A 17,767-nucleotide genomic window follows, 5' to 3' on the forward strand; every position below is an offset into this window, starting at 1 on the left:
GTAGTCGTACGTCGTCACCGCGCCGCGCGGGTCCTTCAGCTCGGTGAGCTTGTTGACCTCGTTCCAGGTGTAGTCGGTCTTCCCGGCGGGGTCCTGGTAGTAGTCGACGTTGCCGGCCGGGGTGTAGGCGAGCAGGGTCTGGGAGCCGTCCTGGAGGTGGCGGACCGTCTCGCGCTGCAGCGGGTCGAACTCGTACTTCGTCGTCCCCGTGCCGTCGGAGCGCTGGACGAGGTTGCCGTCGCCGTCGTACCAGTACTCCACCTTCACCGTGTTCGGTGAGGTGACGGTGCGCACGCGGTCGCGGTTGTCGTAGGTGTAGGCGACCTTCACGCCGCGGGCGTCGGTGACGCTCGTGGTGCGGCCGAGTTCGTCGTAGGTGTACGTCGTCTTCCCCAGCGGGGAGGGGGCCTTGGCCCACTCCAGGTTGCCGCGGGCGTCGTAGTGGAAGTCGGCCTGGACCGTCTTCGTCGACGTCGTCTTCGTCTTCGCCGCGCAGCGCTGGCCCTCGAAGCCGCCGCAGGTGGGGGTGGCGGGGTTGTAGTCGTAGGAGACGCTGCCGCCACCGGTGCCGGTCTGGGCGACCGAGGTGGTGTTGCCGACGGTGTCGTAGGTGAAGGACGTCTTCTCGCCGTCGGCGTTGGTCGAGTCCTTCGGCACGTCACCGCCGGCGATGGTCTGCCAGCTGCTGACCGACGTGGGCCCCGGCTGGGTCGCCGACTGCCCGGGCCGGGTCACCGTCTGGAGGTTGTTGCGGGAGTCGAAGCCGTAGTCGGTGACGTTGCCCGGGGTGGTGCCCGAGCCCATCGCGTCCGTGGCGGTGTCGATGTTGTGGTTGGCGTCGAACTTCGTCGACCGGTTGCGCTGCAGGTGGTCGGTCACGTCGGTGACCTGGCCGTCGCCGTCGTGGGCGTACTTCGTGGAGTGCAGCTCCGGGTCCTTGGCCGTCGTGGTGCCGGACGCGGTCGCCGAGGCGCTGCTGTAGGCGTAGGTCCAGGTGGGGCCGGTGTGGCCGTCGCTGTTGAAGCCGGTGCCGCGCAGCATGGAGGTGACGCGGTTGACGTCGTCGTAGGTGAAGACGGTGACGCGGCCCTCCGCGGTGGTGATCTTGTCGACGCGGCCGGAGGTGTCGTAGCGGAAGGTGACCGTCTTGCCCTCGGTGTCGGTGGTGGTGGCCAGGTTGCCGCTCGCGTCGAGGTTGAACACGGCGGTGCGGCCGGTGTTGTCCTTGGCCTGCCACTGCGAGGGGTACGTCTTGTACAGGTCGAGGAAGCGGCCCGAGCGGGTCTCCAGGAGCTTGAAGCCCTTGTTCTCGCCGTTCTCGTCGTGCTGGGTGACGCTGATCGTGCCGTGGTTGCGGTCGGTGACCTTCGTCAGGGACCCGTACTGGTTGTAGGTCTCCTTCGCCCCCGACTTCCACTTCGTCAGGGTGTAGGTGCCGTCCGCGTTCTTCTTCAGGTCCTCGGACCAGCCCTTGGGCGTGGTGAAGGAGCCGTCGCTGTTCTTGGTGAAGCGCACGGTGGCCCCGGAGGCGTCGTAGAAGACGACCTCGCCGGAGGAGACGGACAGGTAGCGCTCGTACTCCTGCCACCAGCGCTGGGAGACCCTGCCCCACGGCGCGTCCAGCGAGTTGTACGTCCGCGCCAGGCGCAGGTCCTGGCCGACCCCGGCGACGTCGAAGTCGGTCGCCGTCAGCATCAGGTTGCCGGTCGAGTAGTCGATCTTCGCCTTGAGCGCGTCGGTGATGGCGAAGCTCGTGGAGCGGTGCCAGGGGACGTTGCCCTGGCCCTCGGGCACGAGGCTGAGCACCGAGGCGTCCGCCGTGGAGCCCTTGGCCGAGGGCGATTTGGTCCCGCCGCCCGCTCGGCCGGGGTCCTTGGCGTGCGCGCGCTGCTCGCGCAGCCACGGCACGTACACCTCGTCCGTCGGGACCTTCGACGTCCGTGACGGCACCGGGCGGTTGGCGCCGACCTTCACCGCCGGCATCGAGAAGTCGGGGCTGTTCGCGCCCCATTTCGAGACCGGTCGGTCGTCGGCGACGGCCGCGGTCGCGCCGGGCAGTACGGACGCGGCCAGCGCGGCGGAGGTGAGCGCCGCGATCGACAGGGCGGTGGCTGATCTCTTGCGGGCACGCCGGAACGGCGTGCCGAAGGCACGCGTGTGCATGACTTCCCCCCGTTGGAAGACTGATCCCAGCGGCCCCCGTGGCCGCTGGGCGCCCACAACCTGTCACAGGATTCGCACAAAGATCCGCCCGGTGCCCGCGAAGTTCCAGCGCATTCGCGCAGGAATCAGCCCGTCCGCTACGTGTCGGCAAAAGGTGCGGATGGGGTGAACCGGCGCCAGTGGGCCCGCGTCGGCGGCCGTGAGGTGGCGAAGGGCCGGAAGTGAACGTCCGGAAAGCGATGATCTTCCTCCGGCCACACGACCCGATCCGTGCGGGGCCGCGCGGCAGGTGGGCGCGGCCCGGCTCGGCGACCATGGGGACGTGGCGGCGCGGGCCGTGCCGGAGGCCGGGGTGGGCGCCGGAGAGGAGCGCAGGTGCGTCCACGGCGGCCGACCTCACCGGCGTCCCCGTCCCCCTCGCCCGGTCCGACGTACCGGCGGGCAGCCCGGCGGGCCGTGCGGGTGACCGTGGCGGCCGCCGCCGGGTTCTATCCGGCCCTGTACGCGTTCGACCGTCCGGTGGTGGCGATCTACGCCCTGTTCGCGGCGGTCGCGTTCGGCGTGCTGTCGCCGCTGCCGGGCTCGGGGCGGGAGCGGGCGCGCGCCGTCCTGTACGCCCTTCCGCCCGCCGCGGCGCTGACCGCCCTCGGCACCGCGCTGGCCGTGGCCACCGCGCCGGCCGTCGCCGGGATGCTGGTCGTCGGCTTCGTGCTGGCGTTCGCCTCAGCCTGCGGACCGAGGGTGGCGGGGGCGGCCCCCGGGCTCCAGCTCTTCTACATCCTGGCCTGCTTCCCGCCGTACGCCCCCGGCACCCTCCCGCAACGCCTGGCCGGCCTGGCCGCCGGTGCGCTGCTGCTGGCCGCGGCCGAACTCCGGCTCCTGCCCGAGCCCACCGCCCCGCACTACGCCGACCACGTGGCCCACGCGCTGCGCGAGGCGGCGGCCACGGCGAGGGCCCTGGCGCGGGGGCACGGAGACGACCCACCGGCCGCCTCCCCGTCCCGCCCCTGCGACCGGCCGCCCGTCTCCCCGTCCCGCCCCTGCGACCCGCCGCCCGTCTCCCTGTCCCGCCCCTGCGACCGGCCGCCCGTCTCCCTGTCCCGCCCGCGCGCCCTGCACGCCGCCGCGCAGGGCCTGCGCTTCTCCCGGCAGCCGCCCGGCACGAGTCCGACCGGCGCCGGCCGCACCCACCGGGCCCTGGCCCAGACCGGCGGCGCGGCCCGCCGCCTGCTGGAGCAACTGGCCGCCCTCGCGGCGCGGCCGGCCCCGCCGCCCGAGGACGCGCCGACCCGCCGGCTCCTCGACGGCATCGCCGACTGCTGCGCCGAGACGGCCGAGGCGGTGCGGGGCGACCAGCCGGCGCGGGGCCCGGACCGGCTGCTGGAGATGACGGGCGCGTTCCTGGAGACGAGGGGCGAGGACGGAAAGGCGGCGGCCGCCGCGGACCCGACCGGTACCGCGTGGCACGCGCGGCTCACGGCCCGCTCCGCCGTGCTGTCGACCGCCCTGTCGGCGCTGACCGTGGCGGCCGCCGTGGCCGTGGCGCGGGGGAGTGCGCGCCGGGTGCCGGGGCTGCCGCCGGCCCAGTTCTGGTACGCGGGGCTGTCGGGACCGCGCCTGTGGGCGATCAGGCTGGCCGGCAACCTCACCGTGCGCTCCGTGGTGCTCCAGAACGCCGTCCGCACGGCCCTGGGCCTGGCGGTGGCGCGGCTGGTGGCCGGGTCGCTGGACCTGGCGCACGGGTTCTGGGTGCTGCTCGCGGTGCTGACGCTGGGCCGGACGACGGCGGTCGCCACCTGGTCGGCGGTGCGGGCCGCGGCGCTCGGCACGCTGGCGGGCGCGGTGGCGGCGGGGCTGCTGCTGACGGAGGCGGGCGGCTCCACGGACGTCTACGCGGCGCTGCTGGTGCCGGTGATGGCGGCGGCGTTCACGGTGGGTCCGCTGGGCGGTCCCGCCTGGGCGCAGGGGATGTTCACCCTGGTGGTGTCGACGGCGTTCGCGCAGCTGGCGCCGGTGACGTGGCGGCTGGCCGAGGTCCGGGTGGTCGACGTGCTGACCGGCAGCGCGGTGGGGCTGCTGTGCGGGCTGCTGGCCTGGCCGGCGGGGGCGCGGGCGGAGATCCGCAGGGGCATGGCGGCCCTGCTGCGGTCGACCGCGCCGCTGGTGGGCCTGACGGTGGAGGCCGCGTGCGACCCGGCCGACGCCCGCCTCCGCCGCCGGGCGGCGGACGAGGCCGTACGGCTGACCCGGCACCGGCTCCGCATCGCTGAGGCGGTGTACGCGCAGTACCGCACGGAGCCGTCGGCCGCCCCGGCGCCCGGCGACCCGGACTGGCTGGCCGTCCTGAACTGCGCGACCCGGGTCCTGGTGGGCGCGCACTGGCTGCCGCAGGAGCGGGCGCCGGGGGAGATGCCGCCCGTGGCCCGCCGCTGGGCCGCGGACACGGCGGACCGGGTCTCGGCGACCATGTCCCGCACGGCGGCCTTCCCCCCGCCCCCCGCCGACCCGCCCGACCCCCCGCCCCCGGCACCCCCCGTGCCCCCCGGCCTCCTGCCGTACCTGGTGGACGTCGAGGTCTGGCTGGACGACCTCACGGCGGACCTGGCGGCGATCCACCACCCCGCCCCGCCGCCCCCACCCGCCGGACACGGGGGAGCGCCCCACCGCTAGCCACCCCGCTCACCACCCCTCCGCCCCTTCCCCCAGCCGCCCGTGCCACCACCCCCGCCCGTCGCCGGCGCCCGCGGGTCCGGCAGGGTCCTCGCCGCGTACTTGCCGTCGAGGGCGGCCAGCACCGAGGCCAGTTCGGCCGCCGGGCGCGGGGGCAGGCGGCGCAGCACCTCCGCCAGGGTGTCCCTCGCCTCCCGGACGTCGTCCAGGGCGCAGCCGGGGCAGGACGGGCAGACCGCCGTGCGCGGGTACAGGGGGCGCCGGCCCGGGACCAGGAAGGCGCGGTAGCGGAAGAGCGCGGTGCTGGTCGCGCCCGGGAAGAGGAGGACGTCCGGGTACGTCGCCTCCACCCGGTGGACCGCCAGGGTGGTCGCGGGGGACAGGCCCGGGATGCGGGGCGGGGGCGGTTCCGCCCGCGTGCGGGGCGCCGGGTGCCGTGACCGGGGGGCGCGCAGGGCGCCGGGCCGCCTACGCGGCACCGGCCTTTCGGTCGGGCGTCATGATCGTCATGGGGTCATGATGCACCGGACGCCCGCGGAGCCGACAGGCCGGCCCCGTGCCCGTCGACGGGTGACCCCGCGTGCCGGCGGGCATACGCCGGGCGAACACGGGCGCTCCTACGCTGGGGGCACCATCGGAGGGAGCAACGGCCATGGGCGGCTGGACCACGCGGGACATCCCGGAGCAGGGCGGCCGGATCGCCGTCGTCACCGGCGCGAACGGCGGACTCGGCCTCGTCACCGCCCGCGAACTGGCCCGCGCGGGCGCCCGGGTCGTCGTCGCCTGCCGGGACGCGGGGCGCGGGGAACGGGCCGTGGAGCGGCTGCGCGGCGAAGTGCCGGGCGCCGACGTCACGTTCGGCCGCCTGGACCTGGCGGACCTGCGGTCCGTGCGGGAGTTCGCGGCCTGGTACCCCCACGACCGGCTCGACCTGCTCGTGAACAACGCGGGCGTGATGGCGGTGCCGTACGGGACGATCGCCGACGGGTTCGAGACGCAGTTCGGGGTCAACCACCTCGGGCACTTCGCGCTGACCGGGCTGCTGCTGCCCCGGCTGCTCGCGGCGCCCGCGGCCCGGGTCGTCACCGTGTCCAGCATGCTGCACGCCCTGGGCAAGGTGGACCTGCGCGACCTCAACAGCCTGCGCAGCTACGGCCGCTGGACCGCCTACGCCCGTTCGAAGAGCGCCAACCTGCACTTCACCCACGAGCTCGCGCGGCGCTTCGCGGCGAGCGAAACGCCGGTCGTGGCGGTGGCCGCGCACCCGGGGTACGCCGCCACCGGGCTCACCGCCGGCGTGGGCGGCGCGGCCACCCGGCGGCTGCTGGTGGCGGGCGACCGGGTCCTCGCCCAGCCGGCCGAGGACGGTGCCCTGCCCACGCTGTACGCGGCGACCGCGCCCGGCGTGCGGCCCGACTCGTTCACCGGCCCGGCCCTCGCGATGTGGCGCGGGGCGCCCTCCCGTTCTTGGCGGGCGCCCTGGACCCTCGACGACACCCTCGGGCAGCGCCTGTGGGACGCCTCCGCACGGCTCACCGGGGTCACCTACGACCTCGTGGACCGCGCGGCCTAGGCCGTGTCTTTCGGATCAGCCCGACTCGGAGCGGCGGCGCCTTGACAGTGCCGGTGAGCGGGGCTTGGTGCGTGCAGCTGCAAGGCGGAGGAGGGAGTCGACGCGGAGCGTCGGGGACCGACGACAACGCGGCAGATGTGCGTGCCAAGCCCCGTGGCCCCGGGGTGATCCGAAAGACACGGCTCAGGCGGCCCGGACCTCGTAGGTCCGCACCCGTACCGTCTCGTCGTCCAGGCACCGGCCGTCCAGCAGGTCGAACCGCTGCTTGAGCAGCGGGGACGCGACGTACGGGCGGCCCCGGTGGGTGCCGAGCAGGCCGCGGGAGAGGACCGCGGCCCCGGCGAACGGGTCGCGGTTGTCGACCGCGTACAGCTCGCCCGCGCGGTCGCGGAACAGGGCCGCCTGCCGGCCGTCGGGGAGCAGGGCGGCCACGCCCCGGCCGGGCAGCAGCCGGCTCAGGTCGCAGAGCGTGAGCCAGTCCCCGTCCAGCCTGAGCTGGACCTTCAGGTCGGTCGTCTCGAGTGCCAGGGTCATCGCTGGGCGCTTCCTTCCAAGGGGCGGTGGCCAATGGCCAGCAGCGGCAGGTCGGGCTTGATCTGGTCGCGCTCCGGGACGAAGCCGACCACCGGGTCGGGCGTGTCGGGCGCGTTGACGAAGGACACGAAGCGGGCGAGCTTCTCGGGGTCGTTGATGGTCTCGGCCCACTCGTCGCGGTAGTGCGCGACGTGCGCCGCCATCAGCGACTCCAGCTCGGCGCAGATGCCGAGGGAGTCCTCGACGACCACCTCGCGGACGTGGTCCAGGCCGCCGGGAAGCCGCTCCAGCCAGGCCGAGGTGCGCTCCAGGCGGTCGGCGGTGCGGATGTAGAACATCAGGAAGCGGTCGATCAGCCGGACCAGCTCGGTGTCGGAGAGGTCCTGCGCGAGCAGGTCCGCGTGGCGCGGGGTGGCGCCGCCGTTGCCGCCGACGTAGAGGTTCCAGCCGCCGGCCGTGGCGATCACGCCGAAGTCCTTCGACTGGGCCTCCGCGCACTCGCGGGCGCAGCCCGAGACGGCCGACTTCAGCTTGTGCGGGGAGCGCAGGCCCCGGTAGCGCAGCTCCAGGTCGATCGCCATGCGCACCGAGTCCTGGACGCCGTAGCGGCACCAGGTGGAGCCCACGCAGGACTTCACGGTGCGCAGCGCCTTGCCGTAGGCGTGGCCCGACTCGAAGCCGGCGTCCACCAGCCGGGTCCAGATCAGCGGCAACTGCTCGACACGGGCGCCGAACAGGTCGATGCGCTGGCCGCCGGTGATCTTCGTGTAGAGGCCGAAGTCGCGGGCGATCTCGCCGATCACGATCAGCTTCTCCGGGGTGATCTCACCGCCGGGGATGCGCGGGACGACGGAGTACGAGCCGTTCTTCTGGAGGTTGGCGAGGAAGTGGTCGTTGCTGTCCTGCAGCGCCGCCTGTTCGCCGTCCAGGACGTAGCCGCTCGCGCCGATCACCGGGGCGAGGGAGGCGATGATCGACCCCACCGCGGGCTTGCAGACCTCGCAGCCGTCGGTGCCGCGGGCCTCCTCGCGGCCGTAGCGGTCCAGCAGGTCCTGGTAGGTGGTGATCCGCAGCGCGAGGACGATCTCGTAGAGCTCCTCGCGGGTCTGTGAGAAGCAGCCGCACAGGCCCTTGTCGACCTCGACGCCGGACGCCTCCAGCTCCGCGGCGACCAGCTGGCCGAGGACCTTGACGCAACTGCCGCACGTCGTCCCGGCCTTGGTGCACTTCTTCACCTCGGGCACGGTGGTGCAGCGGTGTTCCGAGACGGCCTCGCGGATCGTGCCCTTGCGGACGTTGTTGCAGGAGCAGATGATCGCGTCGTCCGGCAGCGCGGCCGGTCCGAGCCCCTCGGCGCCCGCGCCGGCCCCGGCGGGCAGCACCAGCGATTCCGGCGCGACGGGCGGCACCGAGCCGGTCAGCGCGCGCAGCGTGCCGTAGGCCTCCGCGTCGCCGACCAGGATGCCGCCGAGCAGCGTGCCGTCGCGGCCGATCACGAGCTTCTTGTACAGGCCCGCGCGGGAGTCGGAGTAGACGACGTCCAGGCAGTCCCCGGTGGTGCCGTGCGCGTCGCCGAAGGACGCCACGTCCACGCCGAGCAGCTTCAGCTTGGTGGACAGGTCGGCCCCGGTGAACGACGCCTCGTCCGCGGCGATGGTCGCGGCGGCCGTCTCCGCCTGGTCGTAGCCCGGCGCGACCAGCCCGTACACCCGGCCGTCGGCGGCCAGCGCGCACTCGCCGATCGCGAACACGTGCGGGTCGGCCACCGTGCGGCACTGCTCGTCGACCGCGATGCCGCCGCGCTCCCCGACGGTCAGTCCGCAGTCCCGGGCGAGCTGGTCGCGGGGCCGGACGCCGGCGCTGAACACCACCAGGTCGGTGGCCAGTTCGGAGCCGTCGGACAGCTTCATGCCGGTGACGGCGCCGGACGCGTCGACCACGATCTCCTGGGTGCCGACGCCGGTGTGGACGCTCAGGCCCATGCCCTCGATGGTGCGCAGCAGGGCCGCGCCGCCGCCCTCGTCGACCTGCACCGGCATCAGACGCGGCGCGAACTCCACGATGTGGGCGGTCAGTCCGAGGCCCTTCAGGGCGCCAGCGGCCTCCAGGCCGAGCAGTCCGCCGCCGACCACGGCGCCGGTGGTGGCCCGGGTCCGCGCGTACTCCTCGATGGCGAGCAGGTCCTCGATCGTGCGGTAGACGAAGCAGCCCTCGGCGTCCTTGTTCGGGACCGGAGGCACGAACGGGTAGGAGCCGGTGGCGAGGACGAGGGTGTCGTAGCCGAACACCCGCCCGGAGCGCGCGGTCACCTCGCGGGCCACGCGGTCGACGGTGACGGCCGGGTCGCCGACGTACAGCTCGATGCCGTGCGTGGTGATGAACTCCGGGTCCGTCACGGACAGTTCCTCGGGCGTGCGGCCCGAGAAGTACGACGTGAGGGCGACCCGGTCGTACGCCGGGCGCGGCTCCTCGCACAGCACGACCACGCGGTGCGTGGCGGTCAGGCCGCGCTCGGCGAGCGCTTCGAGGAAGCGCTGGCCGACCATGCCGTGGCCGACGAGCACGATCGTGGGGGTGGCCTCCGGGGTGGCGGACATTCAGGAGCCTCCATCGTTGGTGAGCAGGTGGAGCAGGGGGCCGTCGCCGGGGAGCGGCTCTGCTCCCTCCCAGGCGCGGGCGAGCGCGCCGACGGTGCCGAGTTCGCCGACGAGGACCCCGCCGACCAGGCGGTCGTCGCGGACGACGACCTTGCGGTAGGTGCCGCGGGTGGCGTCGGTGAGCCGCACGACGTCGTCGCCGGGCCGCGCCACCGTGTCGCCGAACGCGGCGAGGTCGAGCACGCCGTCGCCGGTGAGCGTCAGCCGGGTCAGCGCGCGGGTGCCCGTGTAGCGGACGTCGTCGCGGCCGGCCAGCAGGGCGGCGAGCACGTCCGCCTGTTCCAGGGCGGGCGCGGCGAGGCCGTAGACCTGCCCGGCGTGCTGCGCGCAGTCGCCGACGGCGCGCACGTGCGGGTCGGAGGTGCGCAGGGCGTCGTCGACCAGTACGCCCTTGTCGACGGCGAGGCCGGCGTCCTGGGCGAGACCGACCCGCGGGTGGACCCCGCAGGCCAGCACCACCAGGTCGGCGTCGAGCGCGTAGCCGTCGGCCATCTCCACCGAGCGGACCGCGCCGCCCACGCAGCGCACGTCGCGCACCCGGCACTCGGGGTGCACCTCGACGCCGAGGTCCTCCAGGTGCCGCAGCACCAGCCGCGAGGCCTCCGGGTCGAGCTGACGCTCCATCAGGCGCTCGGCCTGCTGGGCGAGGACGACCTGGGCGCCGCGCACGGCGAGGGCGCGGGCCGCGGAGACCCCGAGGAGCCCGCCGCCGATCACCACCGCCCGCACGCCCGGCCGGACCGCCTTCGACAGGCCCAGGCAGTCGTCCATCGTGCGGAACGCGTGCACGCCCTCCGGGAGTTCGCGGTCCGGGGTGAACAGGCCGCGCAGCGGCGGCAGCACCGGGTTGGACCCGGTCGCCAGGACCAGCGTCCCGTAGGCGATCTCCGTGCCGTCCGCGCACGTCACCGTGCGCCGGTCGCGGTCGATGCCGGTGACCCGGGCCCGCACCAGGTCGGCGGGCGCGGGCAGCGCGATCACCTCGGGCGCGTAACGGCCGGCCAGCACCTCGGCGAGCAGGACCCGGTTGTAGGGCCGGTGTTCCTCCTCGCCGACGACCAGCGCGGGCGTGCCGAGCTCACCGAGCCGCCGGGCGAGCCGTACGCCCGCGAGGCCGGCGCCGATCACCACCACACGCGTATTCGAGGTCATGCCGTCGAGCCTGCGGTGCCGACGTTACCCGGCCGCATCACCCCTGTTTCCCGTGCGGAACGCTGCCCTCAGCGGGGGCGGGGGAGAGGTGTGAGGTCGCACCGGCCGGAACGTGGTGGGGGAGGGGGCTCGGGGAGCCGGCTCAGCGGCTCCCGGTGAGGTGCGCGAACACCACCACGTTGCCCTGGTAGCCGGTGTCCCGCGAGTAGCCGCCCCCGCAGGTGATCACCCGCAGCTCCGGCCGCGGCGCGGCGCCGTAGACCTTGGCGTCGGGGAAGGCGCCCGCCCGGTAGACCTCCACCGCGTCCACGGTGAACACGGCCGTGCCGCCGTCCCGGCGGTCGACCTCGATGCGGGCGCCCTTCTTCAGCGCGCCGAGCGCGTAGAACACGGCCGGGCCGTCGGCGTTGTCGACGTGGCCCGCGACGATCGCGGTGCCCGTCTCCCCGGGGGTGGTGCCGGCCTCGTACCAGCCGGCCAGGTTCTTGCGCGCGGCGGGCGGTGCCTCCAGGCTGCCGCCGGGGGTGAGGCGCAGGCCGGTCAGGGGCGCGTCGACGCCGATCGCGGGGATGCGGACGCGGTCCGGCGGGGACGGGGGCAGCGCGGGCGCGGAGCGCGGGTCGGTACCGCCGGGCCGGGCCTGGGCGGCGGACGGCTGCGGCGGGGCGTGCCGTTCGGCGCCGTCGTGCAGCAGCCACGCGCCGGAGCACAGCGCGGTGACGGTCACGGCGGCTATCGCGGTGTCGCCCAGCCTGTGCATGGGAGCCTCCTGGTGAGCTGGGCGGCCCGGTCCCCCTCCGGGCCGCGAGGGGCGTCGGACCCGGAGGGGGAGGGATGGTGCGGTACCGGCGGACGGACAGCGGAGGGTGTCCGTCAGAACGCATCGCCTCTCGCCCGGCGATGCAGGAGCCAGGTACCGCCCGCGGCGGCGACGGCGAGAGCCGCCACGCCGGCCGCGGTCTGCACGGGGTCGGGGCCCAGAGCGCCGCCGACCCCCGTCTTCACGCTCCCCCGCGGGGGGACCCGCTGGTGCGTCGCGGTCAGGGACACCACGAGGTCCCCGCTGACCCGCCGGCCGCCCTCGGCGCACTCCGCGACGATCTCGTACGTCCCGGGCTGCGCGCTGGGCGGCACCCTGAACTCCCCGACGACGTCGCCGTCGTGGGTGGTCGGCGCCAGGGTGAACCGGCCCGCGCCGACCGCGCCGGCGTCGCCCGCGGCGGTGCCCTCGGGTCCGCACGCCGAGGTGCCGACACTGACCCGGTCACCCGGCACGGCCGTCGAGGGGTACACCTCGAGGCCGCCGGACTGCGCGGCGTACGCGGTGGCGACGGGACCGCTCACGGCGGTGACGGCGAGCGCGGTGCCGGTCAGCAGACGGGCGGTACGTCGCATCGGTGCTCCTTCGAGCTGTTCGGTGGGTCCTGCCCTTCCGAGGTAAGTGGCACCGGCGCGAGCCCGCTTCCTGAGGGCGCGTCAGAAAGGGGATGAACGGGTGTCGCCCGCCGCCCGGCCCGGCCGGCGTTTCAGCAGGTCACGGCGGCCGTGGCGGAGCGCGCCACAAAGGCGCCGGACGAGCGGGTGAACGGGTGACGGCGAGTCAGCGACGCCTAGGGGGTGTCTTGCCGATCAGGCCGGGTTGATCGACAAGACACCCCCTGCGCCCGCCAGTCGCCGCCCTCGATCGGCTCCCCGTGCGCCCGCAGCCGGGCCGCGACGACGGGCCCGGCGAGGTACACCCAGGCGCGCACGGGCGGGCCCCCGGCCGCGCGCAGCACGGTGGCCCGCTCGACGCGCTCGTAGAGGGTGTGCGGGTCGCCGGGCCGGTACTCCTCGAGCCGGTCCAGCTCGGCGAGGAGGGCGTCGTGGGCCCACGGGTGCGCGGTGACCAGGTCGCCGGTGACGGTGCCGCCGCCGGGCGCGTGCACGGCGAAGGGGTAGCCGGGGCCGGCGTAGAGCACCGCGTCGGGGAGCAGCGCGGGTTCCTCGGCGCGGGTACGGCCGCGCAGGAGGAGGTCGTGGTTGACCTCGCCGGGGCGCAGGGTGCCGTAGACGAAGAAAGGGAGGAGTGCGGTCACAGAAACGATTCTCTCCTCCCCGGCATCCTCACACGTCCCGGTGAAGGCGCTATGGACATGACATGTCATGGCCCCTTAAATCTCAGGGGACATCAGCGCCACCCCCACGCGCCCGTCGGCGCCCCGACCGAGGAGTCCGATGAGTCGGATACGGCCGCACGTCCGAGGTTCCCGTCTCGCCACCGCCGGCATCGCCGCCACCGCGGCCACCCTGCTGGCCGCCGCGCTCTCGCCCGCCGCCGACGCGGCCGACGGGCCGAGCCGCGCCACCGCCCTCGCCAACGCCGCGTCCGCCGTCGCGGACCACGCCGCGGGCCTCGGCCTGACCGCCACCCAGGACACGTCCGTCCGGGACGTCGTCGTCGACGAGGACGGCACCCAGCACGTCCGCTACGACCGCACCTTCCGCCGACTGCCCGTCCTCGGCGGCGACTTCGTGGTCCACCTGGCCTCCGACGGCTCCTACCGCGGCGCCGACCGGGCGACCACCGGGACGGTCTCGCTCGCCTCCATCACCCCGCGGGTGCCCGCCCCCGAGGCCGCCGACGCCGCCCTGGCCGCCCTGCGCGCCGCGAGCCGCGGCACCACCCTCAAGCAGGTCAAGGCCAAGCCGCACCTCGTCGTCGACGCCCTGCACGGCACCCCGAGACTGGCCTGGCGGACCGACGCGGTCGGCCTGGACACGCTCGGCAACCCGGTCGCCCGCGCCGTCCTGACCGACGCCCGCACCGGCGCGCAGATCGACGCCTGGGACCTGATCGAGACGGCGACCGGCGACGGCGCCTCCCTGTACGGCGGCACGGTCCCGCTGGAGACCACGGCCTCCGGCTCCACGTACCAGCTCAAGGACCCGACCCGCGGCAACACCTACACCGGCGACGCGGCCAACAAGACCGACCTGTGCATCTTCGGCATCTGCTTCAGCCGCGCCCCCGCGACCGTCTTCACCGACGCCGACAACCACTGGGGCACCGGCACCACCGCCGACCGCTCCTCCGCCGCGGTCGACGCCCAGTACGGCACCGACGAGACCTGGGACTACTACAAGAACGTCCACGGCCGCAACGGCATCGCGGGCGACGGCAAGGGGTCCTACAACCGGGTCCACTACGGCAGCAACTACAACAACGCCTTCTGGGACGACAGCTGCTTCTGCATGACGTACGGCGACGGCGACGGCACCACGTTCGGCCCGCTGGTCGCGCTGGACGTCGCGGGCCACGAGATGAGCCACGGCGTGACGTCGAAGACGGCCGCCCTGACCTACTCGGGCGAGTCGGGCGGCCTGAACGAGGCCACCTCGGACATCCTCGGCACGATGGTCGAGTGGTACGCCGGCAACGGTGCCGACGCCGGTGACTACCTGATCGGCGAGAAGATCGTCCGCCCCGGCTTCGGCAAGGCCGCCCTGCGCTTCATGGACAAGCCCTCCAAGGACGGCAACTCGGCCGACTACTGGAGCAGTTCGGTCGGCAACCTCGACGTCCACTACTCCTCCGGCGTCGCCAACCACTTCGCCTACCTCCTCGCCGAGGGCAGCGGCGCCAAGACCATCAACGGCGTCAGCTACGACTCGCCCACCTACAACGGCTCGACGGTCACCGGCATCGGCCGCGACAAGGTCGGCAAGATCTGGTACCGCGCCCTGACCGTCTACATGACGTCCTCCACGAACTACAAGGGAGCCCGCACGGCCACCCTGAACGCGGCGAAGGACCTCTACGGCGCGACCAGCGCGGAGTACGCGGCGGTGGCGGCGGCGTGGACGGCGGTCAACGTCACCTGACCCGCACCTCGTCCGAGCGGGGGCCGGCGCCCGACACCCGGGCGCCGGCCCCTCGCCCTACCCCTCCACCGCCTCCAGCCGCACCGCGCACACCTTGAACTCCGGCATCCGGGACGTCGGGTCCAGGGCCGGGTTGGTCAGGGTGTTCGCGCGGCCCTCGCCCGGCCAGTGGAACGGCATGAACACCGTGTCCGGGCGGATGGCGGTGGTGATGCGGGCCGGTGCCACCGCACGGCCGCGGCGGGACACCACGGCCACCGGGTCGCCCTCGGCGGCCCCGAGCCGTGCCGCGAGCCGGGGGTGCAGCTCGACGAACGGGCCCGGCGCGGCGGCGTTCAGCTCGCCGACCCGCCGGGTCTGCGCGCCCGACTGGTACTGGGCCACCACCCGGCCCGTGGTGAGCAGCACCGGGAACTCCTCGTCCGGCTCCTCGGCCGCGGGCCGGTGCGCGACCGGCACGAACCGCGCCCGGCCGTCCGGGGTGGCGAACCGGTCGAGGAACAGGCGCGGGGTGCCGGGGTGTCCGGGCGCGTCCCCCTGCGCACCGGAGCCCGCCGCCACCGCCGTGCCCTCCGCCGGGCACGGCCAGAACACCCCGTCCCCCTCGGCCAGTCGGCGGTAGCTGATGCCGGAGTAGTCCGCCGCGCCACCCGCGCTCGCCCGGCGCAGTTCCTCGAAGACCTCCTCGGGGTCCGTCGGGAAGCCCTTCTCCACGCCCAGCCGGGCGGCGAGTCCGTGCAGGACCTCCAGGTCGCTGCGCACGCCCTCGGGCGGGGAGACCGCCCGGCGCCGCAGCAGCACGCGGCCCTCCAGGTTGGTCGTGGTACCGGTCTCCTCCGCCCACTGCGTCACGGGCAGCACCACGTCGGCCAGCGCGGCCGTCTCCGACAGCACCACGTCGCACACGGCGAGGAAGTCCAGGGACCGGATGCGCTCCTCGACGTGCGCGGCGCGCGGCGCCGACACCACCGGGTTGGAGCCCATCAGCAGCAGCGCGCGGACGTCCGTGCCGAGGGCGTCGAGCAACTCGTAGGCGCTGCGCCCCGGTCCGGGCAGCGCGTCCGGGTCCACACCCCACACCTCGGCCACGTGCCGCCGCGCCGCCGGGTCGTCCAGCTTGCGGTAGCCGGGCAACTGGTCGGCCTTCTGGCCGTGTTCGCGCCCGCCCTGCCCGTTGCCCTGTCCGGTCAGGCAGCCGTACCCCGACAGCGCGCGGCCCGCCCGGCCGGTCGCCAGGCACAGGTTGATCCAGGCGCCGACGGTGTCCGTCCCCTTGGACTGCTGCTCGGGCCCGCGCGCGGTGAGCACCATCGCGGCCTCGGGCTCGCAGAACAGCCGTACGGCCTCGCGCAGTTCGGGAACGGACACCCCCGTGATCCGCTCCACGTACTCCGGCCAGTGCGCCATCGCCGCGGCCCGCGCCTCCTCCCAGCCGCTGGTCCGCTCCCGGACGTACTCCTCGTCGGTGCGGCCCTCCGCCACCACCAGGTGCAGCAGGCCGAGCGCGAGCGCCAGGTCGGTGCCGGGGCGGGGTGCCAGGTGCAGGTCGGCCTGCTCGGCGGTCTTCGTGCGGCGCGGGTCGACGACGATCAGCGTGCCGCCGTTCTCGCGCAGTTCGCGGAAGTAGCGCAGGGCGGGCGGCATGGTCTCGGCGGGGTTGGAGCCGACCAGGATCACGCAGCCGGTCCGCGGGACGTCCTCCAGCGGGAACGGCAGCCCCCGGTCCACCCCGAACGCCTTCGTGCCGGCGGCGGCCGCCGACGACATGCAGAACCGCCCGTTGTAGTCGATCTGCGAGGTGCCCAGCACCACGCGGGCGAACTTGCCGAGCGCGTACGCCTTCTCGTTGGTCAGCCCGCCCCCGCCGAACACGCCGACCGCGTCGGCCCCCGCCTCGGCGCGCACCCGGGCCAGCTCGCGGGCGATCCGGTCCAGCGCCTCCTCCCAGGTGGCCGGCTCCAGCGTCCCGGCGGGCGAGCGCACCCACGGGGAGGTCAGCCGCACCCGCTCGGAGAGCACCGCGGGCGCCGTACGGCCCTTGGCGCACAGCGCCCCCCGGTTCACCGGGAAGTCGGCGCGCTCGCTCACCTCGACGCCGCCCTGCGGCGCGGGCGTGAGGTTCATCCCGCACTGCAGGGCGCAGTACGGGCAGTGGGTGGGCGTCGGGGTGCTCGGCATGCGCCCCAGCGTGCGGCGGCCGTGTTACGTGCCGCGACGGCCCCTGTTACGCCCCCGGCACGACGACCTCCCCGCCGGCCCGCGCGCCCGGTGAGGTGCGTGCGCCGCACCCGGGGGCGGCGGGTCAGCGCGCTCCCGCCAGCGCCGACGCCACTCCCGTCTCCTTCCGCCCGAGGAACCGCGGGTCCGGCTCGAAGACCGCGTCCAGCGCGGCCTTGCCGGCGGCGAGCACCTCCCGCGCACCGCCGTAGTACCAGGTGACGTCGTGCTTGGCGTCCACCCCGACGCCGTACGAGGTGATCCCGGCCGCCTCGCACAGGGCGACCGCGCGCCGGATGTGGAAGCCCTGGCTGATCAGCACGGCCCGGTGGACGCCGAAGATCTTCCGGGCCCGTACGCAGGAGTCCCAGGTGTCGAACCCGGCGTAGTCGCCGACGATCCGCCCGTCGGGCACGCCGTGCCGGGTGAGGTACGCGCGCATGGCGTCCGGCTCGTCGTAGTCCTCGCGGCTGTTGTCGCCGGTGACCAGGACGACCTTGACCGTGCCGTCCCGGTACAGCCGCGCCGCCGCGTCCAGCCGGTGCGCGAGGTACGGCGACGGCTCGCCGTTCCACAGGCCCGCGCCGAACACCACGGCGACGTCGGTGCGCGGCGCGGAGGCGGTGGTCACCAGCCGGTCCGCGGTGGACACGAACAGCCACGTCGACGGCAGCAGCGCCAGCACGCACCCCGCCACCACGCCCTGCACCAGCCGTCGCCACCCCGTCCGGGTGCGCGGCAGCCGCGGTCGGCGCCAGGGTCGGCGCACGGCGCCACCTCCTCGTGTCAAGGGGAACCTTCCTGGTCCCGGCCAGGAGGACGCGTCCCGCGATCATCCGGTTCACCCCCGGCCCCGCCCGCCGGACCTCACACCGTGGTTCCCTGGAAGGTGAACCACCGGAAAAGTCCCGTGACGGACGCGCAACAGCCGGGCAAC

13 protein-coding genes are annotated in these 17,767 nt (G+C 74.7%); 3 read left to right on the forward strand and 10 right to left on the reverse strand.

Features of this window, described 5'->3' with window-relative positions; translation table 11 throughout:
• Window positions 1–2,163, reverse strand: a 2,163-nt coding sequence (locus tag AQJ30_RS09055; protein WP_169808466.1) for a DUF6531 domain-containing protein, incomplete at its 3' end; no start/stop codon positions are given.
• A 456-nt stretch (window positions 2,164–2,619) separates the two neighbouring features.
• Here AQJ30_RS09055 and AQJ30_RS39770 point away from each other — a divergent pair.
• Window positions 2,620–4,833 carry an FUSC family protein gene (locus AQJ30_RS39770; RefSeq protein WP_425424140.1) on the forward strand — a complete coding sequence of 738 codons (2,214 nt, stop codon included), beginning with the start codon at window positions 2,620–2,622 and terminating at the stop codon, window positions 4,831–4,833.
• On the opposite strand, the gene AQJ30_RS09065 is transcribed toward AQJ30_RS39770, so the two are convergent.
• Window positions 4,830–5,312: a hypothetical protein gene (locus tag AQJ30_RS09065; protein ID WP_245726863.1), complete on the reverse strand. Its 483-nt coding sequence runs from the start codon at window positions 5,310–5,312 to the stop codon at window positions 4,830–4,832. The genes AQJ30_RS39770 and AQJ30_RS09065 overlap by 4 nt on opposite strands.
• A gap of 173 nt (window positions 5,313–5,485) precedes the next feature.
• Here AQJ30_RS09065 and AQJ30_RS09070 point away from each other — a divergent pair, with 173 nt between their 5' ends.
• Entirely contained in the window at window positions 5,486–6,406 is a 921-nt protein-coding gene (locus tag AQJ30_RS09070) for an oxidoreductase (RefSeq protein ID WP_067231063.1), read from the forward strand.
• A gap of 183 nt (window positions 6,407–6,589) precedes the next feature.
• Here the strand turns inward: AQJ30_RS09070 and nirD are convergent, their stop codons facing one another.
• From nirD to AQJ30_RS09100, 6 genes are all read right to left on the reverse strand, one after another.
• Window positions 6,590–6,940, reverse strand: coding sequence for a nitrite reductase small subunit NirD (gene nirD, locus AQJ30_RS09075; protein WP_067231065.1), 351 nt, complete (start codon window positions 6,938–6,940; stop codon window positions 6,590–6,592).
• Window positions 6,937–9,537 (reverse strand): nitrite reductase large subunit NirB, encoded by a 2,601-nt coding sequence (nirB, locus tag AQJ30_RS09080; RefSeq protein ID WP_067231067.1) that lies wholly within the window; start codon window positions 9,535–9,537, stop codon window positions 6,937–6,939. The genes nirD and nirB overlap by 4 nt, the downstream gene beginning before the upstream one ends.
• On the reverse strand, window positions 9,538–10,749 hold the full coding sequence (locus AQJ30_RS09085) for an NAD(P)/FAD-dependent oxidoreductase (RefSeq protein ID WP_067231069.1): 1,212 nt from the start codon (window positions 10,747–10,749) through the stop codon (window positions 9,538–9,540).
• A 142-nt stretch (window positions 10,750–10,891) separates the two neighbouring features.
• Entirely contained in the window at window positions 10,892–11,509 is a 618-nt protein-coding gene (locus tag AQJ30_RS09090) for a class F sortase (RefSeq protein ID WP_067231071.1), read from the reverse strand.
• 113 nt (window positions 11,510–11,622) lie between these two features.
• Window positions 11,623–12,144, reverse strand: a complete 522-nt coding sequence (locus AQJ30_RS09095) for a hypothetical protein (RefSeq protein ID WP_067231073.1) — start codon at window positions 12,142–12,144, stop codon at window positions 11,623–11,625.
• A 215-nt stretch (window positions 12,145–12,359) separates the two neighbouring features.
• Window positions 12,360–12,827, reverse strand: coding sequence for a gamma-glutamylcyclotransferase family protein (locus tag AQJ30_RS09100; protein WP_067231075.1), 468 nt, complete (start codon window positions 12,825–12,827; stop codon window positions 12,360–12,362).
• A 139-nt stretch (window positions 12,828–12,966) separates the two neighbouring features.
• On the opposite strand from AQJ30_RS09100, the gene AQJ30_RS09105 reads away from it, so the two are divergent.
• On the forward strand, window positions 12,967–14,613 hold the full coding sequence (locus AQJ30_RS09105; protein WP_067231078.1) for a M4 family metallopeptidase: 1,647 nt from the start codon (window positions 12,967–12,969) through the stop codon (window positions 14,611–14,613).
• A 57-nt stretch (window positions 14,614–14,670) separates the two neighbouring features.
• Here the strand turns inward: AQJ30_RS09105 and AQJ30_RS09110 are convergent, their stop codons facing one another.
• Both AQJ30_RS09110 and AQJ30_RS09115 read right to left on the reverse strand, forming a co-directional pair.
• Window positions 14,671–16,791, reverse strand: a complete 2,121-nt coding sequence (locus AQJ30_RS09110) for a molybdopterin oxidoreductase family protein (RefSeq protein ID WP_067231080.1) — start codon at window positions 16,789–16,791, stop codon at window positions 14,671–14,673.
• Window positions 16,792–16,915: 124 nt separating this feature from the next.
• On the reverse strand, window positions 16,916–17,599 hold the full coding sequence (locus AQJ30_RS09115; protein WP_067231082.1) for a SanA/YdcF family protein: 684 nt from the start codon (window positions 17,597–17,599) through the stop codon (window positions 16,916–16,918).
• Window positions 17,600–17,767 lie beyond the last annotated feature (168 nt).

Origin of the sequence: Streptomyces longwoodensis (assembly GCF_001514125.1) — a bacterium.
In the GTDB taxonomy this organism is placed as follows: domain Bacteria; phylum Actinomycetota; class Actinomycetes; order Streptomycetales; family Streptomycetaceae; genus Streptomyces; species Streptomyces longwoodensis.